Origin of the sequence: Alistipes sp. AM16-43 (assembly GCF_003435745.1) — a bacterium.
Taxonomy (GTDB): domain Bacteria; phylum Bacteroidota; class Bacteroidia; order Bacteroidales; family Rikenellaceae; genus Alistipes; species Alistipes onderdonkii.
The window spans coordinates 91,334-115,739 of record NZ_QTUQ01000005.1 but is presented as its reverse complement, the minus strand read 5'-3'; the positions used below and the strand labels follow the sequence as shown (position 1 = coordinate 115,739).

General features: G+C 56.9%; 19 protein-coding genes and 6 tRNA genes. 7 read left to right on the top strand and 18 right to left on the bottom strand.

The features are described 5' to 3' along the window. Positions 1-140: 140 nt before the first annotated feature. The 5 genes from DW189_RS10470 to DW189_RS10450 all read left to right on the top strand — a co-directional run bounded on the left by DW189_RS10470 (position 141) and on the right by DW189_RS10450 (position 4,793). Complete coding sequence (locus tag DW189_RS10470; RefSeq protein WP_117508032.1) at positions 141-401, top strand: HU family DNA-binding protein; 261 nt, start codon at positions 141-143, stop codon at positions 399-401. Between the two features lie 31 nt (positions 402-432). Further along, the gene (locus DW189_RS10465; RefSeq protein ID WP_022333473.1) at positions 433-1,629 is read left to right on the top strand and encodes a pyridoxal phosphate-dependent aminotransferase; all 1,197 of its coding nucleotides are present in this window, start codon (positions 433-435) and stop codon (positions 1,627-1,629) included. Positions 1,630-1,857: 228 nt separating this feature from the next. Continuing rightward, positions 1,858-3,324, top strand: coding sequence for an OmpP1/FadL family transporter (locus tag DW189_RS10460; RefSeq protein ID WP_117508030.1), 1,467 nt, complete (start codon positions 1,858-1,860; stop codon positions 3,322-3,324). A 63-nt stretch (positions 3,325-3,387) separates the two neighbouring features. Next, positions 3,388-3,459 (top strand) — tRNA-Arg (locus DW189_RS10455). 128 nt (positions 3,460-3,587) lie between these two features. Then, positions 3,588-4,793, top strand: a complete 1,206-nt coding sequence (locus tag DW189_RS10450) for an L-serine ammonia-lyase, iron-sulfur-dependent, subunit alpha (protein ID WP_117508028.1) — start codon at positions 3,588-3,590, stop codon at positions 4,791-4,793. A 54-nt stretch (positions 4,794-4,847) separates the two neighbouring features. Here the strand turns inward: DW189_RS10450 and DW189_RS10445 are convergent, their stop codons facing one another. The 14 genes from DW189_RS10445 to DW189_RS10380 all read right to left on the bottom strand — a co-directional run bounded on the left by DW189_RS10445 (position 4,848) and on the right by DW189_RS10380 (position 18,669). Then, entirely contained in the window at positions 4,848-5,306 is a 459-nt protein-coding gene (locus DW189_RS10445; protein WP_117508025.1) for a hypothetical protein, read from the bottom strand. A gap of 168 nt (positions 5,307-5,474) precedes the next feature. After that, positions 5,475-9,734, bottom strand: coding sequence for a DNA-directed RNA polymerase subunit beta' (gene rpoC, locus DW189_RS10440; RefSeq protein ID WP_022331970.1), 4,260 nt, complete (start codon positions 9,732-9,734; stop codon positions 5,475-5,477). 34 nt (positions 9,735-9,768) lie between these two features. Next, positions 9,769-13,629, bottom strand: coding sequence for a DNA-directed RNA polymerase subunit beta (rpoB, locus tag DW189_RS10435; protein ID WP_117508023.1), 3,861 nt, complete (start codon positions 13,627-13,629; stop codon positions 9,769-9,771). Positions 13,630-13,871: 242 nt separating this feature from the next. Continuing rightward, the gene (gene rplL / locus DW189_RS10430; protein WP_018696707.1) at positions 13,872-14,249 is read right to left on the bottom strand and encodes a 50S ribosomal protein L7/L12; all 378 of its coding nucleotides are present in this window, start codon (positions 14,247-14,249) and stop codon (positions 13,872-13,874) included. A 43-nt stretch (positions 14,250-14,292) separates the two neighbouring features. Further along, positions 14,293-14,817 carry a 50S ribosomal protein L10 gene (rplJ, locus tag DW189_RS10425; protein WP_117508021.1) on the bottom strand — a complete coding sequence of 175 codons (525 nt, stop codon included), beginning with the start codon at positions 14,815-14,817 and terminating at the stop codon, positions 14,293-14,295. 16 nt (positions 14,818-14,833) lie between these two features. After that, positions 14,834-15,532 (bottom strand): 50S ribosomal protein L1, encoded by a 699-nt coding sequence (rplA, locus tag DW189_RS10420; protein WP_026318532.1) that lies wholly within the window; start codon positions 15,530-15,532, stop codon positions 14,834-14,836. A gap of 6 nt (positions 15,533-15,538) precedes the next feature. Beyond that, on the bottom strand, positions 15,539-15,979 hold the full coding sequence (gene rplK, locus DW189_RS10415; protein WP_009596474.1) for a 50S ribosomal protein L11: 441 nt from the start codon (positions 15,977-15,979) through the stop codon (positions 15,539-15,541). A gap of 16 nt (positions 15,980-15,995) precedes the next feature. Then, entirely contained in the window at positions 15,996-16,556 is a 561-nt protein-coding gene (gene nusG / locus DW189_RS10410; RefSeq protein WP_018696710.1) for a transcription termination/antitermination protein NusG, read from the bottom strand. A 14-nt stretch (positions 16,557-16,570) separates the two neighbouring features. Continuing rightward, positions 16,571-16,768: a preprotein translocase subunit SecE gene (gene secE / locus DW189_RS10405; RefSeq protein WP_018696711.1), complete on the bottom strand. Its 198-nt coding sequence runs from the start codon at positions 16,766-16,768 to the stop codon at positions 16,571-16,573. 18 nt (positions 16,769-16,786) lie between these two features. Then, positions 16,787-16,860 (bottom strand) — tRNA-Trp (locus DW189_RS10400). A 47-nt stretch (positions 16,861-16,907) separates the two neighbouring features. Next, positions 16,908-18,095 (bottom strand): elongation factor Tu, encoded by a 1,188-nt coding sequence (tuf, locus tag DW189_RS10395; protein ID WP_018696712.1) that lies wholly within the window; start codon positions 18,093-18,095, stop codon positions 16,908-16,910. Positions 18,096-18,224: 129 nt separating this feature from the next. Continuing rightward, positions 18,225-18,300, bottom strand: a tRNA-Gly gene (locus DW189_RS10390). Positions 18,301-18,395: 95 nt separating this feature from the next. Further along, positions 18,396-18,478: transfer RNA gene (locus DW189_RS10385), tRNA-Tyr, on the bottom strand. A gap of 117 nt (positions 18,479-18,595) precedes the next feature. After that, positions 18,596-18,669 (bottom strand) — tRNA-Thr (locus tag DW189_RS10380). Between the two features lie 339 nt (positions 18,670-19,008). Between DW189_RS10380 and DW189_RS10375 the strand changes: the two genes are divergently transcribed. After that, positions 19,009-19,533: a GNAT family N-acetyltransferase gene (locus tag DW189_RS10375; protein ID WP_117508019.1), complete on the top strand. Its 525-nt coding sequence runs from the start codon at positions 19,009-19,011 to the stop codon at positions 19,531-19,533. 109 nt (positions 19,534-19,642) lie between these two features. Here the strand turns inward: DW189_RS10375 and DW189_RS10370 are convergent, their stop codons facing one another. The 3 genes from DW189_RS10370 to DW189_RS10360 form a co-directional block, all read right to left on the bottom strand. Next, the gene (locus DW189_RS10370) at positions 19,643-20,548 is read right to left on the bottom strand and encodes a helix-turn-helix domain-containing protein (RefSeq protein ID WP_022333741.1); all 906 of its coding nucleotides are present in this window, start codon (positions 20,546-20,548) and stop codon (positions 19,643-19,645) included. Between the two features lie 396 nt (positions 20,549-20,944). After that, positions 20,945-21,808, bottom strand: coding sequence for a hypothetical protein (locus DW189_RS10365; RefSeq protein ID WP_117508018.1), 864 nt, complete (start codon positions 21,806-21,808; stop codon positions 20,945-20,947). Between the two features lie 199 nt (positions 21,809-22,007). Then, entirely contained in the window at positions 22,008-22,274 is a 267-nt protein-coding gene (locus DW189_RS10360; RefSeq protein WP_117508016.1) for a type B 50S ribosomal protein L31, read from the bottom strand. Positions 22,275-22,508: 234 nt separating this feature from the next. Here DW189_RS10360 and DW189_RS10355 point away from each other — a divergent pair. Beyond that, positions 22,509-22,582, top strand: a tRNA-Ile gene (locus tag DW189_RS10355). 161 nt (positions 22,583-22,743) lie between these two features. Here DW189_RS10355 and DW189_RS10350 read toward each other — a convergent pair. Then, complete coding sequence (locus DW189_RS10350; protein WP_022333739.1) at positions 22,744-24,402, bottom strand: AMP-binding protein; 1,659 nt, start codon at positions 24,400-24,402, stop codon at positions 22,744-22,746. Between the last annotated feature and the right edge of the window lie 4 nt (positions 24,403-24,406).

The window sequence follows — 24,406 nt, the reverse complement described above, 5'->3', positions numbered from 1 at the left end:
TGCCAAATCTTTACCCCGATTATTTCCGGGGCGGCCGGAGCGGGACTTCAAATCAAGGACATTATTTTTGACTTTTAGGAAAATTCCATATCTTTGTCAACAAGTTAGGTAAGGTCGCAACTTTTCACACATTATAGAACATGAACAAAGCGCAGCTGGTCGAGGCGGTAGCCCTCGACGCTAACATCTCGAAAGTCGACGCGCGCAAAGCGGTCGATGCCATCATCCGCGTGACCGTACACAGTCTCCGGCAGGGTGAGCGCCTTACCCTCACCGGGCTCGGGACATTCAGCGTGCAGCAGAAATCCGCACGTATGGGCCGCAATCCGCGCACGGGCGCCCCGGTGAAGATCCCGCCGCGCAAGGCCATCAAGTTCCGCCCCACGGCCGAGATCGAGTAATTTCCACTGCGTTTTTTAACTTTTTTCACACATGCCAGAAATCTCACAACGCGCCGAGCTGATGCCGGCTTCACCCATACGCAAACTCGTCCCGCTGGCCGAAGCCGCCCGGGCACGCGGCACCAAGATCTACCACCTGAACATCGGCCAGCCCGACCTGCCGTCGCCGCAGACCGGGCTCGACGCCCTGAAAAAGATCGACCGTACGGTGCTCGAATACAGCCCCAGCGACGGGTACCGCTCGCTGCGCGAGAAACTGGTAGGTTACTACGAACAGTTCCAGATCAAGCTCTCGCCCGACGACATCATCGTCACGACGGGCGGTTCCGAGGCCGTGTTGTTCGCCTTCATGTCGTGCCTTAACCCCGGCGACGAGATCATCGTCCCCGAGCCGGCCTACGCCAATTACATGGCCTTCGCCATCTCCGCGGGGGCCGTGATACGCCCCGTGGTATCGTCGATCGAGCAGGGATTCGCACTGCCCGACGTCGCGGAATTCGAAAAGCTCATCAACGACCGCACGCGCGGCATCCTGATCTGCAATCCCAACAACCCCACGGGGTACCTGTACACACGCAAGGAGATGAACCGCATCCGCGACCTGGTCAAAAAATACGACCTGTTCCTCTTCTCCGACGAGGTCTACCGCGAATTCATCTACACCGGGTCGCCCTACATATCGGCCTGCCATCTCGAAGGCATCGAGCAAAACGTGGTGCTGATCGACTCGGTGTCGAAACGCTACTCGGAATGCGGAATCCGTATCGGGGCGCTCATCACCAAGAACCGGACGCTGCGTAACGCCGTAATGAAATTCTGCCAGGCGCGCCTCTCGCCCCCGCTGATCGGACAGATCGTCGCCGAGGCTTCGATCGACGCGCCGCGATCTTACAGCACCGAAGTCTATGAGGAGTATATCGAACGACGCAAATGCCTGATCGACGGGCTGAACCGCCTACCAGGCGTATACTCGCCGATCCCGATGGGCGCCTTCTATACCGTGGCGCGGCTGCCGGTAGAGGACAGCGACGATTTCTGCGCATGGTGTCTCTCCGACTTCGACTACGAAGGCGAAACCGTAATGCTCGCCCCCGCATCGGGCTTCTACTCCGATCCGGCGTGCGGCCGCAACGAAGTCCGCATCGCCTACGTACTCAAGAAGGAAGACCTCGAACGGGCGTTGGTCGTACTGGGCAAGGCGCTCGAAGCATATAACAACCGGAAATAGCCCGACCGGCAATCTCGGACACGCAGTGCGGCACTATCTGTGCCGCACTTTTTCTTGGAAGCCGGTGTGTCCGGCCCCACCCGGCGTTTCGGCCAATCCTATACCATATAGGTCAATTTTCAGGAATTTTAGGCCAAAAAGTTTGGGCGGCAGAGATAGTTTTCATACTTTTGCCCTCGATTTTTACACGCCGCAACGGGCGTATAGTATAAACCAAACCAATACGTTATGAAAAAACTTTTCCTTCTTCTGGCCACCGCTGCCGTCACCTCGGGAGCATACGCCGAAGGATATCAAGTGAACAACCTCTCTTCGAAGCAAAACGGTATGGGACACGTGGGTACGGCCATGAAGCTCAACTCCGAGTCGATCTGGTTCAACCCCGCCGCCGCCTCGTTTCAGAACTCCCGGTTCGACATCTCGGTCGGCATCACCGGCATCGCTTCGAAAGCCACCTATACGTCGCTCCCCGACTATACGGGCAAAGCCAAACCGCTGCACTACACCTCGGACAACAGCATAGCGACCCCGCTCTACGCCTATTTCAACTACAAACCCCTCGACTGGATGTCGGTCGGCCTGGCTTTCAATACGCCGTTCGGCTCCTCGATGGACTGGGGCGACAACTGGCCGGGGGCGCAACTCGTCCAGTCGATCAACCTCCAGGCCTACAATCTCCAGCCGACCGTCTCGTTCAAACTCTGCGAGCACCTCTCCATCGGCGGCGGTCTGATGATGACCTGGGGCAAGTTCGACCTTTCGCGCTCGCTGCTGCCTATCGGCGCCGACAATCCGCAGAACAAAGCGCTCATGGGCGCATTGCAAATGCTCAACCCGCAAATGCCCGACCTCTTCGAAATGGCCGGGGACAAAAACCTGATATCGCTGGGGCTCGAAGGCAAAGCCAAAATGGCCGTCGGAGTAAACCTCGGTGTGATGTGGGACATCAACGAACAGTGGTCACTGGGCTTTACCTACCGTTCGAAACTCAAAATGAAGGTGGATTCGGGTTCGATCGACCTGCGTATGATCGACAACACGCAAATCGCCCAGGTCATCGGACAACTCCTGCCCCAGCTGGGTCTCGACCCCGCCAAGCTCACATCGGCCGTCGTGAAGACCGAACTGCCCCTGCCGGCATCGCTGACGTGGGGTGTCAGCTTCCGTCCCGTCCCGAAGTGGGAGTTCGCCGTCGACCTGCAATATGTGCTCTGGAGTGCCTACGACAAGCTCGACGTCAAGATTCTCGAACCCGGCAGCAACACCCCCGTACTGAACATCCCGGTCAGCGATAAAAAATACTCCAACACGCTGGCGTTCCGTTTCGGCGGCCAGTACCACGCACTCGACTGGCTGACCGCCCGTATGGGTATGTACGTGGATGAAAGCCCTGTGCGCAGCGATTACCTCAATCCCGAGACCCCGTCGATGACCAAGCTCGCCTATACGGCCGGCGTTACCTTCCGCCCGATCAAGTGGATGAATATCGACATCGCATACGGCTACGTCAATTCGGCCGATCCCGAACGTACGGGCTCCTATCCCTACACCAATTCGGTGCTGGGCATCGTGAACGAAAAACTGGCGGCAGCAGGCGTTCCCGAAAGCCAGCTCACCAATCCGGTCACCGATTTTTCGGGTAATTACACCGCCCGTGCCCACACATTCTCGATCGGTGTAGGGTTCAGTTTCTAAAACCGGGAAAAATTACTATATTTGCGGTGCGCTTTGCAAAAAGGTGCACCGCAATTTTTATCCGGCCTCATAGTTCAAGGGATAGAACGAGGGTTTCCTAAACCCTAAATTCGCGTTCGAGTCGCGGTGAGGCTACGAAAAGGGAAAGGTTCCGGCCTTTTCCTTTTTTCGTTCCGCCCGGGCGGGAGCGGTTTAAATCTCCTGCCGGAAAAGGGAACATCCGACAATTTACATTATCTTTGCCGCACATATAAAGCCAGTTTATGGAGTCACTCAAAGAATTATATAAGATCGGCAACGGCCCGTCGAGCAGCCACACGATGGGGCCAAAAAAGGCTGCCGAACGTTTTGCCGAACGTAGTCGCGACGTCGATTCATACCGTGTGACACTCTACGGATCGCTTGCCGCCACGGGCAAGGGACACCTCACCGACGTGGCGATCCTTTCGGTGCTGGAGCCCATCGCCCCGACCCAGATCGTCTGGGAGCCGAAGGTCGTGCTGCCCTTCCATCCCAACGGCATGTTGTTCGAGGGGCTGAAAGCCGGCAAGGTCGTCGACAGTTGGACGATATACAGCATCGGCGGGGGTGCCCTGGCGAACGAGAGTTCGCGCCTGGAAATACCCGCCAGCATCTATCCGCTGACGACGATCTCGGAGATCAAGGACTGGTGCTACCGCGAAGGAAAAACCTATTGGGAATATGTCAACGACTGCGAAGGCCCCGAAATATGGGATTACCTCGACCGGATATGGACGGTGATGTGCGAAACGATCCAGCGCGGCCTGAACAACGACGGCGTACTGCCGGGAGGGCTCAAGGTCGCCCGCAAGGCGAGCACCTACTGGGTCAAGTCGAAGAGCTACACCGACTCGCTGAAATCCCGCGCCCAGATCTACGCCTACGCCCTGGCGACCTCCGAAGAGAATGCCTCCGGCGGCATCGTCGTAACCGCCCCGACATGCGGGTCTTGCGGCGTGGTTCCGGCAGTGCTCTACCACCTGGCCAATTCGCGCAACTTCCTGCGCATCCGCATCCTGCGCGCCCTGGCTACGGCGGGACTGTTCGGCAACGTGGCCAAAACCAACGCTTCGATCTCCGGCGCCGAGGTCGGCTGCCAGGGCGAGGTCGGCGTGGCATGTGCCATGGCCGCCGCCGCGGCATGCCAGCTTTTCGGCGGCACCCCTTCGCAGATCGAATACGCCGCGGAGATGGGGCTCGAACACCACCTGGGACTCACCTGCGACCCCGTATGCGGATTGGTGCAGGTGCCCTGCATCGAACGCAATGCGATCGCGGCAGCCCGGGCTTTCGATGCCAACGCCTACGCCACGCTCTCCGACGGCTCGCACATGGTGAGCTTCGACCGGGTCGTGGAGGTGATGAACGAAACCGGGCATAACCTCCCGAGCCTCTACCGGGAAACCTCCGAAGGAGGCCTCGCCAAGCGCTATAACGGCAAGAAATAATACGGACTGGCCCTCCACGGCAGGAAAATGCCTTTTTGCGATCCGGTTTTTTCGCTACCCGTAATAGGTAATCTTCCGACGCTCCAACTGATAAGCATCCGGATAGCGAATGATCTCCGACTGTTCGTGTTCGGCCCCCTTGACCGGCCGCACGGCAGTCTTTTGCACAGTCACCCTGCGTTCCGCCCAGTTGCCGCGTGCGTCGAACTTCACGCATTCATAGGTATAGATCCGCTCCGTCTCTCCATCGTAATTATGAACTGTCTCGCGGCGGGTCTCAAGTTGTCCCGCGGCATTATAAGTATAGACGGTCTCCACACCAGTTTCCCATAAAACCGTATAGGATCGCGTCAGCCGCTCGGCGCCATCGTATGAAAATTCGGCAGACCGCTCCCCGTCGCCCACTGCATCACCCTTATATTCGAGTTTCTGCACAATGATCCGGCCTGCGGCACCATAAGTCAGCGATGCCGGCCTCCCTGCCTGCGCACCCCCTCCATACAGAAACACCATATCCGCCCGATAAAAGTACGGCCGGCAATGCCGCGGGAGTGCGAAATATTTCGACTCCGGCTAACCATCGGGACAGTGCAGGTCGAAGATAATCAGGAATCCGGATAAAATAAAAAGAAGCCGTTCCCAGGGAACGGCTTCTTTCGAATCGTATATGCAGCCTCGGATTTACTGCGCCTGCTGGAGCGATTCCAGTTCGGCCTTCGATCCGACCACAAGGTTGTCGTAATCGCGCAGGCCCGTACCGCCGGGAATCAGGTGACCGCAGATAACATTTTCCTTGAGGTTTTCCAGCGGATCGACCTTGGCCTGGATCGCAGCCTCGTTGAGCACCTTGGTGGTCTCCTGGAACGAAGCCGCCGAAATGAAGCTTGAGGTCTGCAACGCGGCGCGGGTAATACCCTGCAACACCTGCGTCGAAGTAGCGGGCACAATGTCGCGCACCTGCACGGGTTTCTGGTCACGGCGCTTGAGGCTCGAATTCTCGTCGCGCAACTTACGCAGCGAAACGATCTGCCCGGGCTGGAGCGACGTCGAATCGCCCGCATCGGTGACGACCACCTTGTCGTAGAGTTCGTCGTTCACATCCATGAACTCCCACTTGTCTACGACCTGGTCTTCGAAGAACCGGGTATCGCCCGGATCCTCGATCTTCACCTTGTTCATCATCTGGCGGACGATGACCTCGAAGTGCTTGTCGTTGATCTTCACACCCTGCATGCGGTATACCTCCTGCACCTCGTTGACGATGTACTCCTGCACCTTCGTCGGGCCGAGGATATTGAGGATGTCGCTCGGGGTGATCGCACCGTCGGACAGCGGGCTGCCGGCCTTCACGTAGTCGTTCTCCTGCACGATGATCTGACGCGACAGGGGCACGAGGTAACGCTTCACGTCACCCTGCTTCGAGGTGATGATAATCTCGCGGTTACCGCGCTTGATCTTGCCGAACGATACCTCGCCGTCGATTTCCGACACGATCGCCGGGTTCGACGGATTACGGGCTTCGAACAGCTCGGTCACACGCGGCAGACCACCGGTGATGTCACCGCCCGACTTGCCGACGGCACGCGGAATCTTGATCAGGATATCGCCGGCCTTGATCTTGGCGTTGTCCTTCACGACGACGTGCGCCGAAACGGGCAGGTTGTATTGCTTGACCTCCTCGCCCTCCTTGTTTACGATCTTGATGACGGGGTTCTTGGTCTTGTCCTTCGACTCGATGACCACCTTCTCCGAAAGGCCGGTCTGTTCGTCACGCTCCTCACGGTAGGTAATACCCTCGACGACGCTGTCGTAAACGGCCTTACCTTCGTATTCGGAGATGATAACGGCATTGTACGGATCCCATTCGCAGATCAGGTCGCCCTTCTTGACCTCGGCACCGTCCGCCATGAAAAGCGTCGCGCCGTAGGGCAGGTTGTGCGTATAGAGTACGATCTCGGTCTTCGGGTCAACGATGCGGAATTCCGACTGGCGCGAAATGACGATGTTGATCGCCTCGCCGGAGGCATTCTTGCCCTTCACGGTGCGCAGCTCGTCGATCTCCAGACGGCCTTCGTATTTCGAAACGACATTGGTCTCGACCGCCGAGCCTCCGGCCACACCACCGACGTGGAACGTACGGAGGGTAAGCTGCGTACCCGGCTCGCCGATCGACTGCGCCGCGATGACACCCACGACCTCGCCCTTCTGCACCATGCGTGCGGTGGCAAGGTTGCGGCCGTAGCACTTCGCGCATACGCCCCGGCGTGCCTCGCAGGTCAGCACCGAGCGGATCTCCACCGATTCGAGCGGCGATTTCTCGATCGCCTCGGCAATCGCCTCGGTGATCTCCTCGCCCGCCTTGCAGATGACCTCGCCCGTCAGCGGATGGATTACGTCGTTCAGGGCGACACGGCCCAGAATACGGTCGTAGAGGGTCTGCACGACGTCGTCGTTGCGTTTGATGGCCGTAGCAGTCAGGCCGCGGAGCGTACCGCAGTCCTCCTCGTTGATGATCACGTCCTGTGCGACGTCAACCAGACGGCGCGTCAGATAACCGGCGTCGGCCGTCTTCAGTGCGGTATCGGCAAGACCCTTACGGGCACCGTGCGTCGAGATGAAATACTCGAGCACCGAAAGCCCCTCCTTGAAGTTCGAGAGGATCGGGTTCTCGATGACCTGCTGGCCACCCTCGACACCTGACTTCTGCGGCTTGGCCATAAGGCCACGCATACCGCTCAGCTGACGGATCTGCTCCTTCGAACCGCGGGCGCCCGAGTCAAGCATCATGTATACCGGGTTGAAACCGTCGTCGTCCTTGATCAGCGTATCGATCACGACCTTCGTCAGCTTGGTATTGATGTTCGTCCAGACGTCGATGATCTGGTTGTAACGCTCGTTGTTGGTGATAAGACCCATGTTGTAGTCCTCCATGATGGCGTCCGAACGCTCGTAACCTTCCTGTACGAGTTTCTCCTTGGCGTCGGGGATAATCACGGCGTCGAGGTTGAACGACAGGCCGCCGCGGAATGCCATGCGGTAACCCATGTCCTTGATGTCGTCGAGGAACGCGGCCACCTTGTCGGCACCGGCCTTCTTCATCACCACCGCGATGATGTCGCGCAGCGAACGCTTCGTGAGGATCTCGTTGATGTAACCCACCTCCTTGGGTACCACCTGGTTGAAGAGGATTCGGCCGATGGTCGTCTCCTTCAGCTCGCGTACCGGGTTGCCGTCCGCGTCGATGTCGTCTACCATACACTTCACAATGGCGTGCAGGTCGGCCTGGCCTTCGTTGTAGGCGATGATCGCCTCCTCGGGGCCATAGAATGCGCGGCCCTCGCCCTTGACACCCTTGCGGGGTTTGGTGATGTAGTAGAGGCCGAGTACCATGTCCTGCGACGGCACGGTGATGGGTGCGCCGTTGGCGGGGTTAAGGACGTTGTGCGAACCGAGCATCAGCAGCTGTGCCTCCAGGATGGCGGCATTGCCCAGGGGCAGGTGCACGGCCATCTGGTCGCCATCGAAGTCGGCGTTGAACGCCGTACATGCCAGCGGGTGGAGCTGCATTGCCTTGCCCTCGATCAGCTTGGGCTGGAAGGCCTGGATACCGAGGCGGTGCAGCGTCGGGGCACGGTTCATCAGCACGGGGTGTCCCTTTATGACATTCTCCAGAATGCCCCAGATCACGGGGTCTTTCCGGTCGATGATCTTCTTTGCGGATTTCACCGTCTTCACGATTCCGCGCTCGATGAGCTTGCGGATCACGAACGGCTTGTAAAGTTCGGCCGCCATGTCCTTCGGAATACCCATCTCGTGCATCTTCAACTCGGGGCCGACGACGATGACCGAACGCGCCGAGTAGTCGACACGCTTACCCAAAAGGTTCTGGCGGAAACGTCCCTGCTTGCCTTTCAGCGAGTCGGAGAGCGACTTGAGCGGACGGTTCGACTCGTTCTTCACGGCATTGCTCTTGCGCGAGTTGTCGAACAGCGAATCCACGGCTTCCTGCAACATACGCTTCTCGTTGCGCAGGATCACCTCCGGCGCCTTGATCTCGATCAGGCGCTTCAGACGGTTGTTACGGATGATGACACGACGGTAGAGGTCGTTCAGGTCGGACGTGGCGAAACGTCCGCCGTCCAGCGGCACCAGCGGGCGCAACTCGGGCGGGATCACCGGGATGACGTTCAGCACCATCCATTCGGGCTTGTTCTTGCCCTCCGACGCACGGAACGACTCGATGACGTTCAGGCACTTGAGCGCTTCGCTCTTACGCTGCTGCGACGTTTCGGTCGAAGCCTTGTGGCGCAGTGCATAGGACATCGTGTCGAGGTCGACCTGCTTCAGGAGCGTATAGACCGCCTCGGCGCCCATCTGTGCGACGAACTTGTTGGGGTCGCTGTCGTCGAGCGCCTGGTTGCCCTTCGGCAGGGCGGCCAGCACGTCGAGGTACTCCTTCTCCGAAAGCGTTGCCAGACGTTCGATGCCCTGCTCGGCAGCGGCACCGGCGTTGATCACGACGTAACGCTCGTAGTAGATGATAGCCTCCAGTTTCTTCGACGGGATACCCAGCAGGTAGCCGATCTTCGACGGCAGCGAACGGAAATACCAGATATGAACCACCGGTACGACCAGCGAAATGTGGCCCATGCGTTCGCGGCGCACCTTCTTCTCGGTCACCTCCACACCGCAGCGGTCGCAGACGATCCCCTTGTAGCGGATGCGCTTGTATTTGCCGCAATGGCATTCGTAGTCCTTGACAGGGCCGAAGATACGCTCGCAGAACAGACCGTCGCGCTCGGGCTTGTAGGTACGGTAGTTAATGGTTTCGGGCTTGAGCACCTCGCCGCTCGACTGTGCCAGGATCTCCTCGGGGGAGGCCAGGCCTATCGAAATCTGGCTGTAACCATTATTCGTCTTATTGTCTTTGGAAATTGACATATTTGTTCTTCGTTTTTCTTATCCTAAATACACCTTACTCGAGTTTGACCGACAGGGCCAGGCCGCGCAACTCGTGCAGCAGCACGTTCATGGCCTCGGGAATACCCGGTTTGGGCAGGTTCTCGCCCTTGACGATCGCCTCGTAAGCCTTGGCACGTCCCATCACGTCGTCGGACTTGATGGTCAGAATCTCCTGCAGGATATTCGCGGCGCCGAAGCCTTCGAGCGCCCAAACCTCCATCTCACCGAAACGCTGTCCACCGAACTGGGCCTTACCGCCGAGCGGCTGCTGCGTGATGAGCGAGTAGGGGCCGATCGAACGGGCGTGCATCTTGTCGTCGATCATATGGCCCAGTTTGAGCATGTAGATCACGCCCACCGTAGCCGGCTGGTCGAACTTCTCGCCGGTGCCGCCGTCGTAGAGGTACGTACGGCCGCTGTGCGGGATACTCGCCTTGGCGGTGTACTCGTTGATCTGGTCGAGCGAGGCACCGTCGAAGATCGGCGTTGCGAACTTCAGGCCCAACTCGCGGCCGGCCCATCCGAGCACGGTCTCGTAGATCTGTCCCAGGTTCATTCGCGAAGGCACACCCAGCGGGTTCAGGCAGATGTCGACGATCGTACCGTCCTCGAGGAACGGCATGTCCTCGTCGCGCACGATACGGGCGACGATACCCTTGTTACCGTGGCGGCCGGCCATCTTGTCACCCACCTTCAGCTTACGCTTCTTGGCGATGTAGACCTTGGCCATCTGGATAACGCCGGTCTGCGGGAGTTCGTCACCGTTGGTGATGTTGTACTTCTCGCGTTTGATGACGGCATCGGCCTTCTTCCACTCGATGGTATAATTATTAATGGTAGCCTCGATCAACGCATCGGTATGGGCATCGCCCGTCCACTTGCACGAACCGAGGTTCAGGTAACCCATCACCACACCCGTCTTCTCGTCGGTCGACTTGCGGGCGATCTCCTCGAGCAGTTTCTGCGAGAACTTCGTGCCTGCGGGATAGAGTTCCACGCCGAAGTAGTCGGTGATACCCGTCGTGGCCTTGCCCTGGAGCAGCGTCCACAGTTTGGCGACCAGGCGCTTCGTCAGCTCCGAAATCTCGGCTGCGAACTTCTCGTCGAGCTTCTCGAGCTGCGCCTTCTCAGCGCTCTTGCCCTTCTTACCCTCCTTGTTCGCACGGCTGTAAAGCCTCGTGTCGATGACCACGCCGTGCAGCGACGGCTGCGCCTTGAGCGAAGCGTCCTTCACGTCGCCTGCCTTGTCGCCGAAGATGGCGCGCAGCAGTTTCTCCTCGGGCGAGGGGTCGCTCTCGCCCTTGGGGGTGATTTTACCAATCAGGATGTCGCCCGGATGTACGTTGGCACCGATGCGGATGATACCGTTCGCATCGAGGTCTTTGGTGGCGTCCTCGCTTACGTTCGGAATATCCGAGGTCAGTTCCTCGACACCGCGCTTGGTGTCGCGCACCTCCATGATATACTCGTCGACGTGCACCGACGTGAAGATATCCTCACGCTGGATACGCTCCGAGATCACGATGGCATCCTCGAAGTTGTAACCCTTCCAGGGCATGAACGCCACTTTCAGGTTGCGGCCCAGGGCCAGCTCGCCGTGTTGCGTCGAGTAACCCTCGGTCAGGATCTGCCCCTTCACGACCTTGTCGCCCGTCAGTACGGCGGGCTTGAGCGTGATGGAGGTATTCTGGTTCGTACGGCGGTAACGCGGAAGTTCGTAGGTCGTGACTTCCGGTTCGAACGAGGCCAATACCTCGTCTTCCGTACGCTCGTATTTGATCTGTATCTTGGTAGCGTCGGCGAAAACGACCTCGCCGTCGCCCTCGGCCACAATCTGGATGCGGCTGTCGGAGATCATATCCTTCTCGATACCCGTGCCGACGATCGGGGCTTCCGATGTTACCAGGGGCACGGCCTGGCGCATCATGTTCGAGCCCATCAACGCACGGTTGGCGTCGTCGTGCTCGAGGAACGGGATGAGGCTGGCCGCAATCGAAGCGATCTGGTTCGGAGCCACGTCCATCAGGTTCACCTCGTCCGCCGTAACCACGGGGAAATCGGCTCCCTGACGCGCCTTGATACGCTCGGGTTGCAGGAAATTGCCCTCGTCGTCGATCGGCATGTTCGACTGCGCCACGATCTTGCCCTCTTCCTCCTCGGCCGAGTAGTAGTGGATGTGCGAGTTGTCCAGGTCGATCCGGCCGTTCTCCACCGTGCGGTAAGGCGTCTCGATGAATCCCATCGGTGAAATCTTCGCATAAACGCACAGCGACGAGATCAGACCGATGTTGGGGCCTTCCGGCGATTCGATCGGGCAGAGGCGGCCGTAGTGCGTGTAGTGTACGTCTCGCACCTCGAAACCGGCACGGTCGCGCGAAAGGCCGCCGGGGCCGAGGGCCGACAGACGGCGTTTGTGCGTAATTTCGGCCAGCGGGTTGATCTGATCCATGAACTGCGAGAGCTGCGACGTCCCGAAGAACGAGTTGATCACCGACGACAGCGTCTTGGCATTGATCAGATCGACCGGAGTGAACACCTCGTTGTCACGTACGTTCATGCGCTCGCGGATCGTACGCGCCATGCGCACGAAGCCCACCGAGAACTGGTTTGACAACTGTTCGCCCACGGTGCGGACACGGCGGTTCGACAGGTGGTCGATATCGTCGACGTCGGCCTTCGAGTTGATCAGCTGGATCAGGTATTTGATGATGGCGATGATGTCCTCTCGCGTCAGCGTGCGGATAGCGGGGTCGATATCCAGATCCAGCTTCTTGTTGATACGGTAACGGCCCACGTCGCCCAGGTCGTAACGCTTGTCCGAGAAGAACAGCTTCTCGATGACGTCGCGTGCCGTAGCCTCATCGGGCGGCTCCGAAGCGCGCAGCTGCCTGTAAATATATACGACAGCCTCCTTCTCGGAGTTGCAGGGGTCTTTCTGCAGGGTATTGTATATGATCGAAAAATCGATGCCCGAGAGGTTTTCCTTATGCAGGAGGATCGTCTTGGCACCGCTTTCGAGGATCTGCTCCACATGCTCTTCCTGGAGAACGGTCTCGCGGTCTACGATCACGTTGTTACGCTCGATGGAAACCACCTCGCCCGTATCCTCATCCACAAAGTCCTCGACCCAGGTCGAAAGGACGCGTGCGGCGAGTTTGCGGCCGACGGCCTTCTTGAGGTTGGCCTTCGTGACCTTCACTTCGTCTGCCAGGTCGAAAATCTCGAGGATCTGCTGGTCGGCCTCATAACCGATGGCACGCAGCAGCGTAGTGACGGGCAACTTCTTTTTACGGTCGATGTAGGCATACATCACGTTGTTGATGTCCGTAGCGAACTCTATCCACGACCCCTTGAAGGGGATGATACGCGCCGAATAGAGTTTCGTGCCGTTGGTGTGCATGCTCTGGCCGAAGAACACACCCGGCGAACGATGCAACTGGGATACGATGACACGCTCCGCACCATTGATGACGAACGTACCGCGTTCTGTCATATAGGGAATCGTACCGAAGTACACGTCCTGAACGACGACGCCGAAATCTTCGTGCTCGTCGTCCGTGCAGTAAAGCTTGAGCTTCGCCTTCAGAGGGACGCTGTACGTAAGGCCGCGCTCGAGGCACTCCTCGATCGAATAACGCGGCGGGTCGATATAGTAGTCGATGAACTCCAGAACGAAATTGTTCCGGGTATCCGTAATGGGGAAATTCTCCTGAAACACCTTGTACAGCCCCTCGCTCTTGCGGTTTTCGGCCGTGGTGTCCATTTGGAAAAAGTCCCGGAATGATTTAAGCTGTACCTCCAGCAGATCCGGATAGGGCACCCGGTTCTTGACTGTCGAAAAGCTAATTCTTTGTTGTGTTTTTGCTGTGGACATCGTAAAATCCAAATTATGTTGAAGTGTAATTCTGGTGGGTTACGCTCCCCGAGTTGCTGGGCATCCGATTATCCCGCCAATGCCCCCGTTTACAGGCGCAATTCGCCTCGGGAGCATCCATTTCCAAAGAGTGGACACAGCTCCTGTTCGGCACTTCCAGTCTTTAGACCAAGAAAAGGCATAGAGCTTACACGCCGGTAAGCCCTATACCTGATTCGTCTGAGCAGACTTAAGCAGCAATGCTACTTAAGCTCAACTTCAGCACCAGCCTCCTCGAGCTGAGCCTTGATCGACTCGGCCTCTTCCTTGGAGACACCCTCCTTGACGGCCTTGGGAGCACCGTCGACGAGAGCCTTCGCATCACCCAGCGACAGGCCGGCGATATCCTTAACGACCTTGATAACCTGGAGCTTGGCCTGGCCGGCGGTCTTCAGGATCACGTCGAAAGTCGACTTCTCGGCAACAGCAGCCTCGCCTGCGCCAGCAGCGGGAGCTGCAACGGCAACAGCGGCAGCAGCCGGTTCAATGCCATATTCCTCTTTGAGGATGGTAGCCAATTCGTTTACCTCGGTAACCTTGAGGTTTACCAGTTCTTCAGCAAGTTTCTTTACGTCTGCCATAGTTGTAAGCTTATTAAATTTCGTTTTTAATTCTTGATTGTGATTAGTTGTTTCTCGATTCGAGCGTCTTCACGATGCCCGCGATCTTTTGGCCTGCATTAGCCTGCAATGCAGAAATAACATTCTTCGCCGGGGACTGGAGCAGGGCAATGATATCGCCGATAAGCTCTTCCTTCGACTTGATGTTGCACAGAGCGTCCAACTGATTGTCGCCCACGTAAACGCACCCTTCGGCGAAAGCTGCCTTCAGGACGGGTTTCTCGGACTTCTTGCGGAATTCCTTGATCAGAACCGCAGGAGCCTTTGCTACGTTCGCGAACATAATCGAGGTGGGACCCTCCAATACTTTTACCAGATCAGCGTCAGCCTTCTCAACCTTCTCGAGCGCCTTGGCCAGCAGTGTGTTCTTCACTACGACCAGTTTGATGTCGCTCTCGTAGCACTTGCGGCGCAGGGCAGCGGTCTGCTCGGCGTTCAGTGCCTCGATGTCGGCGATGTAGAAGTGAGGATAAGCCTGGAGCTGCTCGGCGATGGCGTTAATAACGACCAGTTTTTCTTCCTTTGTCATCTCTTCTCTCCTCCTTCTATTTGGTTTCTACTGATTTGGAATCAATCTGCAAGCCGGGACTCATCGTGGTCGAGAGATAAATACTCTTCACATAAGAACCTTTAGCAGCAGCCGGTTTCAGTTTGAGAATCATGCCCAGCACCTCTTTCGCGTTCTCCACGATCTGGTCTTCCGAGAATGAAACCTTACCTACCGAAGTGTGGATGATACCGAATTTGTCGACCTTGAAGTCGATCTTACCCGATTTCACCTCCTGGACGGCCTTGCCGACTTCCATCGTAACCGTACCGGTCTTGGGGTTCGGCATCAGGCCGCGGGGGCCCAGGATACGACCCAGTGCACCGACCTTACCCATTACGTTCGGCGTACAGATGATGACGTCGACGTCAGTCCAGCCGGACTTGATCTTGTCGACATACTCGTCCAGGCCTACGTAATCAGCGCCGGCAGCCTGTGCTTCGGCCTCCTTTTCGGGAGTACACAGCACGAGCACACGCACCTGCTTACCCGTACCGTGGGGCAGCGTCACGACGCCACGCACCATCTGGTTGGCCTTGCGGGGGTCAACGCCCAGGCGGACGTCGATATCAACGGACGCGTCGAATTTCGTGAACGTAATTTCCTTCAGAAGAGCGGCGGCCTCCGAGAGCTTGTAAGCCTTAGCGGCTTCCACCTTAGCGTAGGCGATCTTTTGATTTTTTGTCAACTTACTCATCTTCGATTACATATTAGGAAATTCACCGACGACGTTGATACCCATGCTACGAGCGGTACCAGCAATCATACGCATAGCAGCTTCCAGGGTAAAGCAGTTCATGTCAGGCATTTTGTCCTGAGCAATCTCGCGCACCTGATCCCACGTCACCTGACCGACCTTGTCGCGGTTAGGCTGTGCGGAACCCTTCTGCACCTTGGCTGCTTCCTTGAGCTGAATAGCTACAGGCGGCTGTTTTACAACGAAATCAAACGACTTGTCGCTGTAAACCGTGATGATGACCGGAAGAACTTTTCCTGCCTTGTCCTGGGTACGCGCATTGAACTGCTTGCAGAAGTCCATGATGTTGACTCCCTTAGAACCCAATGCGGGACCAACCGGGGGCGAAGGATTGGCGGCACCACCTTTGATCTGCAATTTAATAAATGCAGCAACCTCTTTTGCCATAGTTTTCCTTGGTTAATTATTCTTTTTCTACTTGTGTGAAACCCAACTCCATAGGAGTTTTGCGCCCGAATATCTTCACCGATACCGTGAGTTTCTTGCGCTCGTTGTCGACGGCCTCGATGGTACCCTGGAAGCTTGAGAAAGGGCCATCGGTGACCTTGACGGTCTCGCCGACAAAGAATGGAACTTCGTTTTCCTCCTCCATGGCATTCATCTCGTCGACGCGGCCGAGGATTCGCGCCACCTCCTGCGGACGCAGGGGCGTGGCATTCATCTTGCGGCTGTCCTCCTTGGTATCGCCGAGGAAACCCAGCACATTGGGAGTATTACGAATTATAATCGGAATCTGACCTACGAACGCGGCTTCCACCAACACATAGCCCGGATATGAAACCTTCTCCTTGGAGACTTTCTTTCCGTTGCGGATGGTATAGACCTTTTCGGTGGGAATCAGTACCTGAGATATGTAATCCTCCAGGTGGTTGTGGCGAATCTCGGCTTCGATGTACTCTTTGACCTTGTTCTCCTTACCGCCGATGGCACGGACGACATACCACTGTTTTTTAATCTCGCTCATCGTTTCAGCAACAATTAACGGCCAAAACCACCCAGTACCTTGTAAATCACAGCCATCAGGTTCTCGAACGACAAGTCCATCGCCAATACGACGACAGCGAAGATGACCGAAGCCACCATCACGACGATCGTAGAGTTCTGGAGCTGCGGGAACGTAGGCCACGTCACCTTGTTTACAAGCTCGTTGTAGGATTCTTTAACGTAATTGAACATATCTTCTTCTTTTACTTTTGGCAGGAGCAGAGAGATTCGAACTCCCATCAACGGTTTTGGAGACCGCTATTCTACCCTTGAACTATGCTCCTAAAAGCGGGAAGCGGTGCGGAACACCGCTTCCCTATGGTTGTGAAAATTATTTCACGATCTTCAGGATCTGACCGGCACCTACCGTACGGCCACCCTCGCGGATTGCGAAACGCAGACCTTCGTTGATAGCTACGGGGTAGATCAGTTTCACGGTGATGGTTACGTGGTCACCCGGCATAACCATGTCAACGCCTGCGGGCAGATGAACCTCACCCGTTACGTCCATCGTACGCAGATAGAACTGGGGACGATAGTTGTTGTGGAACGGCGTGTGGCGGCCACCTTCCTCTTTCTTCAGGATGTAGACCTCAGCCTCAAACTCGGTGTGCGGAGTGATCGAACCCGGTTTGGCAACGACCATACCGCGCTTAACCTCCTTCTTGTCGATACCGCGGAGCAGCAGACCTACGTTGTCGCCGGCCTCACCCTCGTCGAGCAGCTTGCGGAACATCTCGACACCGGTGCAGGTCGAAGTCAGGGTCTTCTCCTCGAGACCTACGATCTCAACGGGATCACCTACGTGGATGATACCGGTCTCGATACGGCCCGTTACGACGGTACCACGGCCGGTGATCGAGAATACGTCCTCGACAGGCATCAGGAACGGCTTCTCGTTCTCACGCTGCGGGATCGGAATATAGGTGTCGACAGCATCCATGAGCTCCATGATCTTGTCCTCCCACTGCGGCTCGCCGTTCAGGCCGCCGAGTGCGGAACCACGGATAACGGGCGCGTTGTCACCGTCGTACTCGTATTTCGAAAGCAGGTCGCGAACCTCCATCTCGACCAGGTCGAGCATTTCGGGATCGTCGACCATGTCGCACTTGTTCAGGAAAACTACAATACGCGGCACGTTCACCTGACGGGCGAGCAGCACGTGCTCGTTGGTCTGGGGCATCGGGCCGTCCGTTGCAGCGACTACCAGGATGGCACCGTCCATCTGGGCGGCACCCGTAACCATGTTCTTCACATAGTCGGCGTGACCCGGGCAGTCCACGTGCGCATAGTGACGGTTAGCCGTCTGGTACTCGACGTGCGAGGTGTTGATCGTGATACCACGCTCTTTCTCCTCGGGAGCGTTGTCGATGGAGTCGAACGAGCGGAGCTCCGACAGACCTTTCTTTGCCAGAACGGTCGTGATTGCGGCGGTAAGGGTGGTCTTACCGTGGTCAACGTGTCCGATGGTACCGATGTTCACATGCGGTTTCGAACGGTCGAATTTTTCTTTTGCCATAGTATTAAGTATTTAAAGTATTGTTAAAAATTGCTTTAAAGTTTTAAAATTCATTTCGCAGAACAAGCGGGCGACACAAACGCCCCCGCCACGCCGGCTGGGGTCATCCGTATCACACGCGTCTGCGTCTGGAGCGGAAGACGAGGCTCAAACTCGCGACCCTCAGCTTGGAAGGCTGATGCTCTATCAACTGAGCTACTTCCGCAAAAATATACCGTATCAGAGTCAGCCCTCTCCATCCGCGATGCCCGCAGGCGGGCACCACTGGAAATCTTGCAACTCCAACCGGCACTTTTTTAGTGGGAAGTGATGGATTCGAACCACCGAAGGCGTACGCCAGCAGATTTACAGTCTGCCCCATTTGGCCACTCTGGTAACTTCCCAAATTGTCTGCCCCGAACGGACGGATTCCGCATTGCACCGAATCCCCTCTGAGGCTTTCGTCCTGCCGCTGCCCGGGCTGTGCGGAGATCTCTCCCCTTCCTCGCGTCGGCTTTCCGAGCCGATGGAGGGATTCGAACCCCCGACCAGCTGATTACAAATCAGCTGCTCTGGCCAACTGAGCTACATCGGCAAAATCAACCGTTTTGGATTGCAAAAGTAGGCATAAAAAATTTACCAGCCAAATAAATCCCGATAAATTTTCTACTTTTTTACTCTTCTCAAAGAACGTCATTCAGCCGCCGTTATTTCAGGGATGAAATCGGGTGCAAAGATAGGAAAAGTTTTATATTTTACAACAGCTTATCCGAAAAATATCACCCCGGCGGCCGAAGGTTACCACCTTCCCGCCCGGAACGGCTCCGCACCGCACCGCAAGCCCGGGCAAAAAGCCGCCGCACCTATTTATATATTAACAATAATATAAATCACGGGAAATTCGTTATCTTTGGCCGGACAAACACAATACGCCATGAACGCGATCCCCCTGCCCGAGGACTTCGGGTTACGCCCGCTCCGTGCGGACGACGCCCCGGACATCTTTACGGCCATAGACACGCAGCGCGAACACCTCGGGCGCTGGCTCCCGTTCGTGGCCGCGACGCACCGCGTGGAACAGACCCGCGAAGTGGTCGCCGCCATGCTGGCCGACCCGGCCAACCCGGTCTTCACGCTGCGCGTCGGGGATGCCTTCGCGGGGCTTATCGGGTTCAAATCGGCGGACAGCACCACCCGCACCATCGAGATCGGCTACTGGCTCCGCTCCGAATATCAGGGAAGGGGACTTATGACCGCAGCCGTGGAAGCGCTCTGCCGCACGGCCTTCGGGCAAATGGGCATGGAGAATGTCGAAATCAAATGCGCCGCAGGCAACCTGCGGAGCAACCGGATCCCGCTGCGCCTCGGCTTCAGGCTCGACCGCATCGAAGTACGCGGCGAGCAGCTCGCCGACGGGGAGTTCACCGACCTCAACGTATACCGGCTGCCGCGCCCCTGAAACAAAAAAAAACCGGGAAGGCGGTTCCTCCCGGTTCCAACTTCCGACAACACCCCCGCGCTGCCGGCACAGCCTCGTCCCAGTCCAGGCCGGGGGCGACATACAGGGACTACCCTTCCTTGATCGAAGCGATCAGCTGGGCAGGCGTCGCCTGCAGGTAATTCTTGCAGAAACGGCTGAACTGCGTATAGTGGCGGAACCCATACTTGTTCATCAGCGCCTTCGTGCTGTCTTCGCCGTCGCGTATGTCCGAGAAAATCTTGAGTGCCTTCTGGCGCATCATCCAATGGTAAACGCTGTCGTTGAAATGCTCGGCAAAACGACGCTTGAACACCGAAAGGCTCATGCCCGCAAGGGCAGCCAGCTCGGCTACGCCCTGTGCCTTGTCGTAGTTGTTGCACACGAAGACACGGAAATTGTCCTGCGGCTGAATCATCGACTGGAAGAAATAGGCATGCTCGGTCGGCGTATAAAGCACCTTGATCATCATGAAAAGCTCCGTAGCCTTCATCTTGTGGTAGCGGGAACAACCGCTCATCTCCGGGATCATGAATAGCCCTTCGAGCAACCGCTCGATCGACGGATGCATCGCCAGCTTGGGCACGTCCTCATTGGGAATGACCGTATCATAGGGCATCACCTTGTCGAAAATGTCCTGTTCGCAGAATTCGATCCTGTGGATCAGCGACAGCACGACAATATTGGCCTCGTCCTGGGCCGTCGCAACGAATCTTTCGCCGCGTGCCAGGCACACATACTGCCTCGAAGTCACCAGGCGCATCGTCTCGCCATGCTCTATCATAAGCGACCCCGACATGACGAAAAGGATACGCACCATACGGTCGGCAGGAAAAGTCACGCCCTCGCCGGGTGTGAGGGTCATCTGTGCAAAACGGCAATAATTCGAATCGCCGATGCGGCGGAACGGCGCAGGAAACGTAGGACAACTACTACAATCCGCAGGACAATTCTCCTTTAATGCCAGCTCCACAAACTGCGGTTTGGTCTGATCCATATATTCGATTGATTGTTTAATTGTTCAAAGTTACACAAAAAAATCATAACCGACAAAAAACAAACACTTTCGTCCACCCTTTTTGCATACAAAAGCACCTCGCTGCCGTAAATTTCCGCTTCTACACAGAAGGCCGCAAAATTTCCAACATGCAAAAAAAGTGCGTAAACCTTGCCGGCAAGGCATATCGGCCCGAAATCCCAGTCCCATGTCACAGTAGCCTCAAACGGCCAAATACTGCCTTTCCACACAAAACAGTCCATCCCACGAAAAGCACCCGCACACCCGGACGGGAAACGATCCGCAACACAGCCGGACGTATAAAAAACGGGGTGCCGCGATAATTGCGGCACCCCACAGGTACTGCACAGCAAACGAATGCCGGCAGCGATGATATTATTTATAACTGATAATCAAAATCTTCGACGACTCCCAAAAACGCACGGGATCAGTAATAAGCAATTTCGTAACTATTTTATCCTTCTCGTCCCCCGTCACCAGTTGATAGGAATCCTCGGGCTGCGCCGTGACGACGGTCACCTTTTTCCGGCCGACGGGGATCTCGGACAGCAGCCGGGAATCGGCCTTCGTAAAACTCTCCAGGTTATTGGTGTTGTTCACCGTCAGCGTACGCCCGATAAAGCCCTGCTTGTCGATGATCTGCGCGTCGCGGAGTTCTTTTTCCGCACCGACGATATAGTAGACCGTGTGGAGCTGGTTCTCCAGTTCGACCTTTTCGCTACTCAGGTTTTCCGCCCGGGCATTCTGCTCGGCGACTTGTTCTGTCAGGATCTCCACCTCGACACCCATCTTGTCCAGGCTCTCCCGCAGGCGGGCGATTTCGTCCTTCTTCCCGGCAAGCTGTTTATTCAGGTCTGCGATCATCTTCTCCAGCCCGTCGATACGCAGGTTCGCCTTGCGCAGCTGGACTGCAGCACGCTGCAACGAGGCGATCTTGTCCTTGTTCTCCTGCAACAGGCGGTCGATCGCCGCGATATCGTTGTTGATCTCCTCGACGGGACGGCGGCCGCCCTCGCTACCACCCGCCACCGAAATCAGGTTTTCACGGGTCTTTATCAGCACCAAGTTTTCGGAGATGGCGTTGATGTCCTCGAAAACGGCATTTATAAGCGAATCCTTGGCACTGACGACCGAAACGAGCGAATCCCGCTGGTCTTCCACCCTGACGACCGTCCCTTTGCTCACGCAGGATGCGAGGGCGAACGCCGCGCCCAGCGCCATGGCTGTAACGTACTTCATAACTTTCTAAGATTTAAGTTATTGTTTGCTTCTCGGGAGGCAAATATAAATATAAAAACAATACCCTGTTCAAAAATCTTCACGACACGCGGGAAATCTGCATTATCGGCAACGTGACACTCCGGCATGAAGGGCTCGAAGACGGCAAAAACAAAGGCCGCACCTTCCGGTACGGCCTTTTCATGCAGGGAGGGAAGTCTTACTTCACGCCCTTCTTATCGTAGCGTTTTGCGTAACGGCTCATAAACTTATCGACGCGACCAGCGGTGTCAACCAACTTCATCTTACCAGTGTAGAACGGGTGCGAGGTGTTGGAAATTTCCATCTTATACACGGGATAGGTTTCGCCGTTCACTTCGATGGTTTCTTTTGTCGAAACGGCGGACCGACACAAAAACACGTGGTCGTTGGACATGTCCTTGAACGCCACTAAACGATAATTCTCCGGATGAATACCCTTTTTCATTTCGCTGTTTTTGTTTTTTAATTGATGCTTAAGCGGGACAAAGGTACTAATTTATTTCCAACAAACAACATCCCGTCCATATTTTTTTACGGGGATCGACCGCCCGGACACCGCCGCCCGGCCGGAATCGGACACAGGGCACACCATTTTTTTCGCACACAGCGCCCCGAATGGTTGCGCAATCTGAATTGTTTTTTTATCTTTGCAACGCAAAAAGCGCTCATGCGCCGTGCGGGACCCATAGCTCAGTCGGTTAGAGCAGCGGACTCATAATCCGAAGGTCGTGGGATCATGCCCCTCTGGGTCCACGACGAAGGCGGGAGGTTGCGATGTTTCGCAACCTCCCGCCTTCATTTAGTCATCCGGCCGCATCGCCCTCTGCCGGCGCCGTATCGTCCCTCCCCGGCAAAAACTCCCGCACAGGGCGGTATGCGGAGCAGGGACATAGCTACCGCCCGGGCGGCGCAGGCTACCGGTTCTCGTCGTCGGCACGGATCGCCTTGCGGCGGATCTTACCGCTGATGGTCTTCGGCAGTTCGTCCACGAATTCGATGATGCGCGGATACTTGTAAGGCGCGGTGATCCGCTTCACATGATCCTGCAACTCCCGGATCAATTCCTCCCCGGCCCGCGGCCTGTATTTCTCCCCCAGAATGATCGTCGCCTTGACCACCTGCCCCCGGATCTCGTCGGGAACCCCAGTGATGGCACATTCGACGACGGCCGGATGGGTCATCAGGGCGCTCTCCACCTCGAAGGGGCCGATCCGGTAGCCCGAACTCTTGATTACGTCGTCGGCACGCCCCACAAACCAGAAATATCCGTCCTCGTCGCGCCATGCCACGTCGCCCGTATAGTACACGCCGTCGTGCCAGACCTCGTGCGTCATCCCGTCGTTCAGGTAATACTCCTTGAAAAGCCCCAGCGGCTTCCCCCGGTCGGTACGGATCACGATCTGCCCCTGTTCGCCGTCCTCGGCCGAACGGCCGTCGGGCGTCAGCAGGTCGATATCGTACTGAGGGTTGGGCACGCCCATACTGCCGGGCTTGGGCTCCATCCACGGAAAGGTGGCGAGGGTCAGCGTCGTTTCGGTCTGCCCGAAACCCTCCATCAGGCGGACGCCGGTCAGGCGCTTGAATGTGTCGTAAACGGCTCCGTTGAGCGCCTCGCCCGCGGTCGTACAATACTCGAGCGACGAAAGGTCGTATTTCGAAAGGTCTTCGCGGATCAGGAAGCGGTAGATCGTGGGCGGCGCGCACAGGGAGGTGATCCGGTACTGCCCGATCTTGTGCAGGATATCGGCAGGCGTAAATTTCTCGTGGTCGTAAACGAAAATGTTGGCCCCGGCCAGCCACTGCCCGTACAACTTGCCCCAGGCGGCCTTCGCCCACCCGGTGTCGGCAATGGTGAGGTGCAGGCTACCCTCGTGGAGGTTGTGCCAGAAGCACCCCGTGCTGATATGCCCCAGCGGATAGGTGAAATCGTGGGCGACCATCTTCGGTTCGCCCGTCGTGCCGGAGGTGAAATACATCAGCATGATGTCGTCGTTGGTGTTCACATGCTGCGGCCGCACGAAAGGCGCTGCATGGCGGATGCCCTCGTGGAAATCGAGGAACCCTTCGGGAACCTCGGGGCCGACGCTTATCAGCAGCTTCGTGGTAGGGCTTTCCGGCATGGCCGCGGCGATATGGCCGGTTATCACCGGCTCGCCCGCGGCGACGATCGCCTTGACACCCGCCATGTTGCACCTGTAAACGACATCCTTCCTGGTCAGCAGGTGGGTCGCCGGGATGGCCACGGCTCCCAGTTTGTGCAAGGCAAGGATCGAAAACCAAAATTCATAGCGGCGCTTGAGGATCAGCATCACCATGTCCCCCCGGCCGATGCCGAGGCTCTGGAAATAGGAGGCCGTGCGGTCGGTTTCACGCTTCATGTCGGCAAAGGTGAACTGGATCTCGCCGCCCCGGTCATCCGTCCACAGCAGCGCCTTCTTGTCGGGTTCCTCCGCCGCATAGGCATCCACCACGTCATAGGCAAAATTGAAATCCGCGGGGACGCGGATGCGGAAATTCCTTATGTAGTCTTCCTGGGAAGTAAATACCGTCCGGGATAAAAATTTCTCCACCATACGC